Source organism: Arthrobacter crystallopoietes BAB-32, from assembly GCF_000328305.2.
In the GTDB taxonomy this organism is placed as follows: domain Bacteria; phylum Actinomycetota; class Actinomycetes; order Actinomycetales; family Micrococcaceae; genus Crystallibacter; species Crystallibacter crystallopoietes_A.
This window is the reverse complement of record NZ_ANPE02000038.1, coordinates 1-9,107: the sequence shown is the minus strand read 5'-3', so window position 1 is coordinate 9,107 and position 9,107 is coordinate 1. Positions and strand designations below refer to the sequence as shown.

Below are 9,107 nucleotides of genomic sequence, written 5' to 3'. Positions count from 1 at the left end.
GGCCCCGCGGGACTGCCGCTCGGCCTTCTTCGCCGCCGCGTCGGGCAGCACAGCGTTCTTTCGGGCAAAGCGCTTCGTGCGGGCCATTACAGGGCATCCTTAATCTCGGAGGGCACCATGCTGTGCCTGGGCAGGACCAGTCCCAGCGGCAGGGACGCAGCGAACGCGGTGTCCTGCGCTCCGTAGGCGCGGCGCAGCAGCACCCGGGCGGTGCCGGAGGTCTGTTCAATGGCCGCCACGGCATCCGCCAGGCGTTCCCTGTCGGTGACGGTGGCCGTGACGACGATTCCGAAGTTCACGAGCCCGGCGCCCTGGGCTTCTTCCTGGGCGGTCTGCACGGCGGAGCGGGCATCGACCAGGGCGCGGGCCGATGGCCGGGTCCCGGAGGTGATGCGCACGTTCGCGTTGTTCTGGTCCCGCTCCACCACGGCGGCGGCCCGGGCGGAATCCATCGGCCGGTAGAGCAGCGAAATGCGCTTGCGGTCGATGTCCCCGTGCGGGGCCAGCAGCCGGGACAGGACCGAGGAGTTCACGGACCCGCGCGGGGCCCCGGTCATGGTCCAGGAGGCAGAGAACGCGGAGTCGTGCCGGTAGTTGTCCCAGTTCGCCTGTGTCGCGGTGGGGCCGACCTCGCCCCAGTTCAGGGATACCGGGGACCCGGCGGCGGTGGCTTCATCAATGATCAGCGCAGCGGGCGGGTCGTAGGCGACCCGGACAACTTCGCAGAGTTCCTGTGCCGGCATCGGGCGGGCGATACCGGCTCCGGTGGACTGCAGGCGGGCTGAGAGTCCCGGGATCCGTGAGGCGAGGTCACGGGCAACGTCTTCCGGCTCGCGTTTCTTCGACCCGGCCCGCAGACAGGCGTTGAAGGTCAGGGAGGCCCAGGCGCGGACCGTGGCAGATCCTTCCGGGTAGGTGTGCACGACTTCGCGCAGAATCGCCTTCGCGAAGTCCGGCGCGTTCGGGTCAATGTTCATGTCCACTTCGTTGCGCAGCCGGTACCCGGAGTCCGGGGCGGTTTCCACCGTGACGGCAGCGGCGTCCAGCCCGGCCTCATCGGCCAGGCCGGCGAGCCAGCCGCCCCAGTTGGCCACCCACGCGTCGACCTGTTCCGGGTCAACCAGAGAAGCACCGTCAGGTTCGGTGGAGAAGATCACGGTGAAGTGCCCGGTGGCGGGCACATGCAGCAGCGCGAACGGACGGTTGTAGGAGTCGGTGAACTCATACAGGGTCGACTGCGCGGCCAGACCGGGCAGCTGATACATGCCCCACGGGGTCACACCCAGCGGCCCGGAGCGGTAAAGGTTGGTCCCGGAGGACTTCGCGAGCCTGAAGGCCAGACGGGCGCCGAACCGGTCGACAACGGACTGGCCGTGCTTGTCTTTGACCGTCAGCAACAGGGCACTGGCCCCGGCCGCGGCCAGAACACCCAGCCCCACGAAAAGGCCCCAGATCGCGAAGCTGACGATCCCCAGCAGCAGCCCGACCATGACAATCGCGGTGCCAATAGTGCCAAGGTTCGCCAGACCTGCCGAGCGCGGGACACGCCAGTTTCCGTACGACGGTTCCTTATATTCAGTGTTAATTGCTGCCACTGGGGCCCTCCCCGGTTGAATCCTGCGCGGTCTTCTCGACGGCCTGAGCCGTCCCGGCCGCCATCTGTGCTCCTGCAGCTACAGCCATCCCGGCCGGACCAGCTGCTGCTCCAGTCGCTGCCCGTGATCCGGTCGCTGCTGGTGCTCCGGTCGCTGTTCCTGCTGTGCCGGTGGTTGCCGGTCCTGCCGGGCCCGCTTTGTCTGTGGCGGCAGCGCCGGCGGCTCCGCCCGGGCCTGTAGCGCCGGGGGTGGGCTGCCCTCCCCGCCCCGAGGTCCGGGTGTTCCGTCACTGCCCTTGGGCAAGTCACCGGCAGGGGTGCTCTGCGTGTTGGGCGGACTGGTGGTGCTCGCGGGGGTTGGCGCGGCGTGGCCCCTGCCGCTGCCGCTGCGGCCCAGGGAGACAGCTCCGGTGGCCAGAGCACCAACGGCGGCTCCGGCTGCTGCACCGCTGCCGGATGCGACGGCACCGACCATCGGCGTGACGAACCGCATCAGGGCAGGCAACGCCAGCAGGGCAACGATCATCAGCGTGAACCCCGTGATGGTGCCGATCAAGGCGTCCAGCCCGTTGTTGTTTCTCATGAGGAGGAATGCGGCCGAGTACACGATCGCCGCGGCCGGCTTGTAAAGAATGAAGGCGATGGTCCAGCCGACGGCTTTCTGGAACCACTGCCGGCCCATCTCGGTGTTCGTGAAGGCAGCCGTGGTGGGCAGGATGCCGGCCAGGATCACCAGCATGCCGCTGCGCACCACCAACAGCACGACCTGGACGAGAGAGGCGATCAGGCCGATCAAGCCCAGGACGATGAGGATAAACACTGCGACCCCGGTCCGGTTCGTCAGCATGAGCAGGTGCATTGACTCTGCAAATCCTTTGCCGAAAGTGGAACGCTCCATGATGGCGGCAGAGAAGGCATCAGCTGCGATCACCAGGATTGAGATGACACCCAGGCCAAGGCCGGAGACCACGGTGAGCGTGATCAGCGAACGGAGCAAATCCTTCAGCGGCGCCCCCCGCTGTTCCCAGATCATGCGGATGCCTCCGACAATGACGGCGAGTACTGCCAGCGCCAGCGTCCAGGACATCAATTCGCTATTGATCATAGAAACGACGGGACTTGGCGTGGTGCCGTCCTCGCTGGCCAGGTTCACGGTGGGCATGGACACCCAGAAAGTAGACAGTGTTGTCACCATCTGGCTCATGCCCTCCGTGACAGCTTTTTCGAGGTTGGTGATTGCGTTGTCTGCGATCCCGGCTGCGACATTTCCAGCCCCTTGGGAGCCCCAGCAGTACACGTCCCAGACTTCACATTTCTCATCTGCCATGTCAGACGCCGGACCACGGGATAAACGAGCTTAGGTCACTGATCCGGCGAACTGCTCCGCCTCCAGCGGCCGGGATGTCGAGTTTCCAGTCGCCGTCCTCCCAGAGCAGTGACGTCGACAGAGCTCCATATCCGCCATCGCTGCTCTTGATAGCCAGTTCCACGACTGCTGCTTCGGGAGTATAGGAATGGATGATGAATCCGGCGATCTGAACATTCGGAGAGGTCCCTCCCCCGACGTTCCTGCCTTCCTTGATTGCCTGTACGGCTTTGTCCCGCGAGGGGCTGTCAGCGGCAAGCTCCAGGTAGAGCTGTTTTGCGTAGCCATTGAATGACGACGCCCAGATGTTCGCCGTCGCGTAAAGTGCGCCCGTGGGGGATTGGGCAAAGCAGGACCTCAGCCCGTCCTTACCGACCGTTCCAGGACCTGCCGTTGACGGATCCGACGGCACGGCCATGGTTCCGAGGAGCTCCCACTCGGAGTCAGGAGCGGTTCCAAGGGATGTTTCCTTACTGCCAGACAGCCCGCAGACACTCTGATCAGCCGCGGCTGAAGTGCTGGGGCTGGCTGCGGTCGAACCGTTGTTGACTGCCGGGTCCGGTTGTGCGTTTGGCTGTTCTTTGGTGAGCAGGAAGATGACGACGGTTGCTGCGATGAGTGCGAGCACCAGCGCGGCAGCAATGATGAAACCGGGTTTGGTGAATGGATTGCTTTCGGTGGTGCTCTCGGTTGACTGGCTCATGCTGAATCTCCCGTTGTTGGTGCTGGCTAGACGAAGGCGCGGACGATGCCTGAAGATCCGGTGATGATGATGCAGCCCATCAGGACCCAGCCGAGCGTGGCGAGGGTGTGGCCGCCCTCGCCGCGCTGGAGCGAGATGACCAGTTTGATGCCGACGATGATGACGCCCAGGACGCCCAGGACCAGGCCGATACCGGCTGCCCAGTCCAGGATGGTCAGCAGGCCGCCGGCCTGATCCGGGACGGTTGGGGTGGGGTTGGGGATGACGCTTGCTGCAGGTGCGGAGAGGGAGTTCATGGCGAGACCTTTCAGTGGATGGTGCGTGGCGTGGTGTCGTGAGTCAGAGCGGTTATGTCAGTGATGAAGCGTTGGTAATCGCGGGCCGGTGACGGCGTCGAAGTGTCCCCGTGCCGCCAGGCCTCTACCCAGGGCAGGGGCCAGAGCCGGGGCGCTCCCCCGCCGACGATGGTGGCGAAGTCGCGCAGAGCTTTGGGAGTCTTCCCCGGTGCGTCGGCCAGGATGGCCAGGCCCAGCAGGTCGACCTCCGGTGCGGCGCCTGAGGCCCACTGGGTCAGTGCGCTCCTGGCCGCGGTGAGGCCGCGCATGTCGGCCCGGCAGACCAGCAGCACCCGGGGCTGGCTGCCTTCCTGGAGAACGGGCCAGCAGTGATCGGTGGCGCGTGCCCCGTCAAGGAGACCGGCGATTCTGCTTTCTCCGGCTCCGCCGTGAGTGCCGGTGATCCACACTGGAGCAGTACCGCTCATGGTGCGTTGGGCCAGACGGTCTGCTGCGTCCGGTTCGACCATGCCCCGCAGCGGAGCACTGATGACTGCCGCCGGCGGCAGGTACGTTTCAGGTGCTTCCTCTGGTGTGTGGTCGGGCCCGGCACTGGTGACCCAGGGGTTCAGAGACTGTTGCATGGTTTCCTCCTTTCATTCAGAAGCCGCGGGGTCCGGGCTTTTTTCGGTCACGGTTAGAGGCCGCGGGCGACCGCGGCTGCCGACCGCAGCCATGCCCTGCGCGTTGCCGGCCGAAGCGCGCCGAACCGGATCTGGCCGGACTTCAACGCCGGATCGAAAGGCACAACGACGACATCCCGGACGTAGGGGCGGAACTTGTCCGCTGTTTCCTGCGAGAGACGCACCTCGCCTTTTTGCCGTTCGGAGACGATCACGACCGCGTTGGCAGCGAGTCGGGCAGAGCGTTCGCTCTTCAGATCCAGGCCCTGCAGGGTCAGGAGGGCAGCCTCGACGCGGTCTTCTTCGTTGGTGGTGGGGACCACGAGCTGGTCGGCGTGGTCGATCATGCGGTTCCACTCCGCGCTGCGGTGGTTGTTGCCTGAATCCATCAGGATGAGCCGGTAGTACTTGGAGACGACCCGGTGCAGGATGTCTACTTCTTCAGCGGTGACTTCGTGGGTGCCGTCCACATCCGAGTCAGAGCGCAGCACGTCGTACTTATCGGTGCTCTGGTGGTGGACGAAGGCGTTGATATCTGCGGACCGGGCCGTGGGCGACAGCAGGGCGTCAGCAGCAGCGATGACGTCCAGGGCACTCCGGGTGTGGTCGCCCTGTTCTGTGCGCCAGCCAAGGGTTCCCGTGGTCGGGTTGTTGTCCCAGGCCACGACGCTGCCGCCGTTGCGGCCGAACACGGCAGCCAGATCGGCGACGGTCGGTGTCTTGTTCGATCCGCCCTTCTGATTGACCACGGCGATGGTCCGGGTACCGGCGAAGTGCTTGGAGGCCAGCCGGATATCCTCCCGCTCGCTCAATTCATCAGCTGACGGTGCCAGGGACAGACCCATGGTGTTGAGCATTCCCCGGATACCCTGGGTGGCCGGTTCAACGGTGCCCGGTGCGGCAAGGAAGCTTCCGGCTTCCCTGAGCGGGCGGCGCGGCGCCGGTTCAGCCGAAGATGCCGGGCCTGGCCTGGCCTGGGTGTCCACCGTCGCGGGAGCAAAGCAGACGGCGCCGGGTGCTGTGGACACAGGCCCCGGTTCACGGGCCGGGGTCGGGTCGGTCGCGGTCGGCGCCGCCTTCTCCGGCGTGGTTTCCGGTGTTTCCGTCCGGCGGCGGGCGGGGCGGGGCTGGTAGGAGACGGATTCGATTTTGTGGTCCGGGTGCACGATCAGTTCCCCGTGCCCTTCGGGATCCTCGATCCGGACCCTCACGGGGCGCTGCAGGGTCCGGGCCTCTCCGAGCACGAGGGCCAGGGCGTTGTTGCGAAGGTCCTGCAGCGATTGCCCGGCAGGAACGACGCGGGAGTTTCCGGCGATGATCACTTCGGCGGTTCGGTTGTCGCGGACGATGGCCCTGATGTTGGGAAAGGCCAGGACTTCGGTTGGTGCAGTACCCATGAACGTCTTCCTTACGTGTGAGGTGGAGAGGCGGGGTGCTTAGGACGGCGGTGTGAGTCGGTTGACCTGCCACGGGGCATCCTTGCCCGTGCGGAGCAGCTGCAGCGTGTACGTGCCGGCGTTGGTGGGGACCGCGGCCGTGACGCCGTAGCCGTTGGTTTCATCGACGCTCAGCGTGGCCGGCCCTGTGACGCGGGTCGCCGGGACGTTGGCCGGGTCAACGGCCGAGTAGTCGGCGGTGGCCTGGGGTGTCAGCCAGCGGGCAAGATCATTGGCCCACCGGCTTTCCTCCACCTGGGGGCGGGCAAAGTCAGCCATGGCCTTCTCAGCGACGTCCGCAGCCTTGTCCTTGCTGGCCTGATTCCAGGTGATGCCGGTGGTGGCCGGGGCTGTGCCGCCGGGTGCCTGCGGGCCGCTGCCGGCGCTCAGCGAGACGGATGCGGATGGGGTCGCGGTGGTTGCTCCTGCCGGTGCCGGCGTGGTGTCCGCTGCCGGAGCGCAGGCGGCGCAGAGCAGGGCCACCGCGGTGAGGGCCAGAGGCTTTTTCACTTGTTCTCCTCTTGAATGGGCAGGTACAGGAAAGCCGAGGGGACAGTGCTGCTGACCGTCCTGGTGTAGTAGTTGTGCTCATCCGGGGGCGGGTTGCCGTTGTATCCCTCTTCGACGTAGGTCCCGTCGTCCCTGACTTCCTTGACCACGGCCACGTGTCCGAAGGTCGGATCCGCTCCCCCGGTACCGGGCGCGTACCAAACGACCGCACCGACACGGGGCGTGGTGCCCGTGGGCCAGCCCTTTGCGTGCCAACCGGCCTTCCATGTCACCGCAGAACCCAAGCGCTCCCCGTCCGGGCGGAAGGTGCCATTGAGGAACTTGAACGGTTCGCTGGTGGAACCCATTTGCTGGTTCACCCGCCACAACGCGAAGTCCACACATTCGCGGTAGTACATGTTCAGCGGGGACGTGCTGGCATCGTTGGCGCCGACCTCCAACCATGTCGGAGCGTCCTTCCACGGATAGTCATCCCCGGCACCGGACTGCCCAGGGATGGCGCAGCCGCTGCCTTCCAGCGAAAACTCCCCGTCAGACAGTGCATGAACGAGCTTGACGGCCCTGGGCCAGTATTTTTGGTAGTGGTAAGGGTCCGCGTTGCGCTGCACCTTGTTTCCGGCGATGGTCGGCTCCAGCAGCTCCCAGCCCTCAACCTTCTGCAGCGCCTTGATGAAGTTGGTGGCGCTGATTGCCGGGTCCATGCGGTCCTCGTACGAGCCCCAGGCACCGTTATCCCGCTGCTGAAACAGACCTCGGGAATCCGGGCCAGGACCATCGCCACGGTCCAGAACGCGCAGGCCGGACTCGCCCAAAGCAACCATCACGCTGATCATTTGCCCTTTGACCGGCAGGTCCAGCCTGTCACCGGCGCTAATGATGGCCGCAGCATTCTGCAACTGCTCCGGCGAGTACCCCTCAACCGCTACATTGCCATCGACTGCGGCTGAAACCCCGGGGGCGCACACTGCCGACGCAGGCACTGACCCGGCCGGCAGCAGCACCAAGGCGAAGACCAGCCCCACAGACAACACAGGCACCGAGGCGACCGCGCCGATCACAAGACCTGTCGGTTTCAAGGCTGATCCCCCTTCTGGGCACTTGAAAGGATAAAACAAGCAACACTTTTAAAATGATGCTAGCATCACTAAAAAGATGATGTAAGTTCAATGGACCTCAAAGGTGGGCGAGAATTATGGAGTGCCCCGCATCTACAAGCCAATTTCCGGATTGCCCCAAGAGGTTGGAAATGCTTTGAGTGTTTTCAATGCGAATACCCTCAGGGCGGCGGTTATTCGCGACCTGGCGCAGCATCCGAGCGGTGACACCACCGGAAATGTTGCAAAGCGAATCGGCGTCGATTACCGGCAGGTCTACGCCCATATCAAGACTCTTGAAGCCGAAGGGCTCGTCGCTGCTGGCGGAGAGGTCGGTGAACGCAGTGGGCAGCGTGTCCGCTACATTATTGACCTTGCCAAGCTGCGCGAGCAGGGGCTCATATACATGAGTTTTTTGTTGGGGGAATGAGGTCCGCTCTCGAGGGTCATCGACTAGGCGTGTGCAGGTATCCCGTTGCATCGCGCTGAGCCTATCACGCATGTGTCACACATGTGTGAGCGAGGGCTAGGGGAGAGCGTTATTACGTTCTAGATGAAAAGAGAGGTTCGCCGGACGGCTTATGTTTCCTCGTCCAGGATTTTGGTAATCGCCTTCAGCGCTTCCGGATCGACCGGACCCAGCGCACGGGCGGCGAAGTTTCGCACTTCCGCGCGCCTCATGCTGCGAAGCAGCTCCAGTTCAGCTTCTACTCGTTCAGGCAGTTTCCCGCCGTCCTGAAGTAGATACTCAGGGTCAACGTCGAAGACAGAAGCTATCGCACGCAGCGCTTCGTCCGGAACCACCTGCTCTTTGCCTGCCTTCAGCAGGGACCATCTGGTCCGCGAAAGATAGTAGCCAGCCTTCTGCGCCCCATCACGGATGGCCGGGTAGTCAAAAGGCTTACCGCTGTCGGACATGATCACGTCTAGCAGAAGATTGATCTTCCGTGCGAGCGTTTCTGCTCGTCGGATCCCAGCGGCCCGCTCCGGTGGTAGATCAAAGTCGCTCAAATGATCCAGCTCCAAACTGTAGCTCCGACGAAACAGCCGAAGGTGACTATTCCGATAAGGGCGCCGGTCAAGGCTTCGCCCCACGTGTGTTCCTTCAGAGCGGTTCGGCTCACCATCATCATCGGCGATAGTACCAACAGCCAACCTAGGGCCGGCCCGAATACCGCCGTCCCCCAAAGAGCGGCGAAGGTTATAACGGAAACGTGGGCCGAGGCGTTCATCCAGCGTCGTGCCAAGGCCAAACCCGCATTGCCTGCGACGAGCCCTAGAACTGTTGCAGGAACGGGGGCCGGGACGTTCAGCAAAGCACAAGCAACTACCCCAACAACAGTCAGTATAGTAACCACCCTTGTTCGCCATGTTGCTGGCAAACCCAGCTTCGCGGAGATCAGGGAATATTTCTTGTAGGTGAATCCGGGAATGACGATGATGCCC

General features: G+C 64.2%; 10 protein-coding genes and 1 pseudogene. 1 reads left to right on the top strand and 10 read right to left on the bottom strand.

What is annotated here, in order from left to right; translation table 11 throughout:
- Positions 1 to 86 precede the first annotated feature (86 nt).
- The 8 genes from D477_RS00995 to D477_RS00960 all read right to left on the bottom strand — a co-directional run bounded on the left by D477_RS00995 (position 87) and on the right by D477_RS00960 (position 7,643).
- Positions 87 to 1,595 (bottom strand): SCO6880 family protein, encoded by a 1,509-nt coding sequence (locus D477_RS00995; RefSeq protein WP_005266410.1) that lies wholly within the window; start codon positions 1,593 to 1,595, stop codon positions 87 to 89.
- Between the two features lie 78 nt (positions 1,596 to 1,673).
- Positions 1,674 to 2,921: a hypothetical protein gene (locus D477_RS00990; protein WP_237740665.1), complete on the bottom strand. Its 1,248-nt coding sequence runs from the start codon at positions 2,919 to 2,921 to the stop codon at positions 1,674 to 1,676.
- Position 2,922: 1 nt separating this feature from the next.
- A complete protein-coding gene (locus D477_RS00985) occupies positions 2,923 to 3,663 on the bottom strand; it encodes a hypothetical protein (RefSeq protein WP_005266408.1) in 741 nt (246 codons plus the stop codon).
- A gap of 26 nt (positions 3,664 to 3,689) precedes the next feature.
- Positions 3,690 to 3,959: a hypothetical protein gene (locus D477_RS00980; RefSeq protein ID WP_005266407.1), complete on the bottom strand. Its 270-nt coding sequence runs from the start codon at positions 3,957 to 3,959 to the stop codon at positions 3,690 to 3,692.
- 11 nt (positions 3,960 to 3,970) lie between these two features.
- A complete protein-coding gene (locus tag D477_RS00975; RefSeq protein WP_005266406.1) occupies positions 3,971 to 4,582 on the bottom strand; it encodes a DUF6668 family protein in 612 nt (203 codons plus the stop codon).
- A 53-nt stretch (positions 4,583 to 4,635) separates the two neighbouring features.
- Positions 4,636 to 6,018: an AAA family ATPase gene (locus tag D477_RS00970; RefSeq protein ID WP_005266405.1), complete on the bottom strand. Its 1,383-nt coding sequence runs from the start codon at positions 6,016 to 6,018 to the stop codon at positions 4,636 to 4,638.
- Between the two features lie 39 nt (positions 6,019 to 6,057).
- Positions 6,058 to 6,567 carry a hypothetical protein gene (locus tag D477_RS00965; RefSeq protein ID WP_005266404.1) on the bottom strand — a complete coding sequence of 170 codons (510 nt, stop codon included), beginning with the start codon at positions 6,565 to 6,567 and terminating at the stop codon, positions 6,058 to 6,060.
- Positions 6,564 to 7,643, bottom strand: coding sequence for a CHAP domain-containing protein (locus D477_RS00960; RefSeq protein WP_043845113.1), 1,080 nt, complete (start codon positions 7,641 to 7,643; stop codon positions 6,564 to 6,566). The genes D477_RS00965 and D477_RS00960 overlap by 4 nt, the downstream gene beginning before the upstream one ends.
- 121 nt (positions 7,644 to 7,764) lie before the next feature.
- Between D477_RS00960 and D477_RS00955 the strand changes: the two genes are divergently transcribed.
- Positions 7,765 to 8,091 carry an ArsR/SmtB family transcription factor gene (locus D477_RS00955; protein WP_150109927.1) on the top strand — a complete coding sequence of 109 codons (327 nt, stop codon included), beginning with the start codon at positions 7,765 to 7,767 and terminating at the stop codon, positions 8,089 to 8,091.
- 149 nt (positions 8,092 to 8,240) lie between these two features.
- On the opposite strand, the gene D477_RS23050 is transcribed toward D477_RS00955, so the two are convergent.
- Both D477_RS23050 and D477_RS22485 read right to left on the bottom strand, forming a co-directional pair.
- Positions 8,241 to 8,687: a hypothetical protein gene (locus D477_RS23050; RefSeq protein ID WP_237740664.1), complete on the bottom strand. Its 447-nt coding sequence runs from the start codon at positions 8,685 to 8,687 to the stop codon at positions 8,241 to 8,243.
- Positions 8,669 to 9,107 (bottom strand): annotated as a pseudogene (locus tag D477_RS22485) (hypothetical protein); the annotation flags it as partial. The pseudogene D477_RS22485 and the gene D477_RS23050, both read right to left, overlap by 19 nt.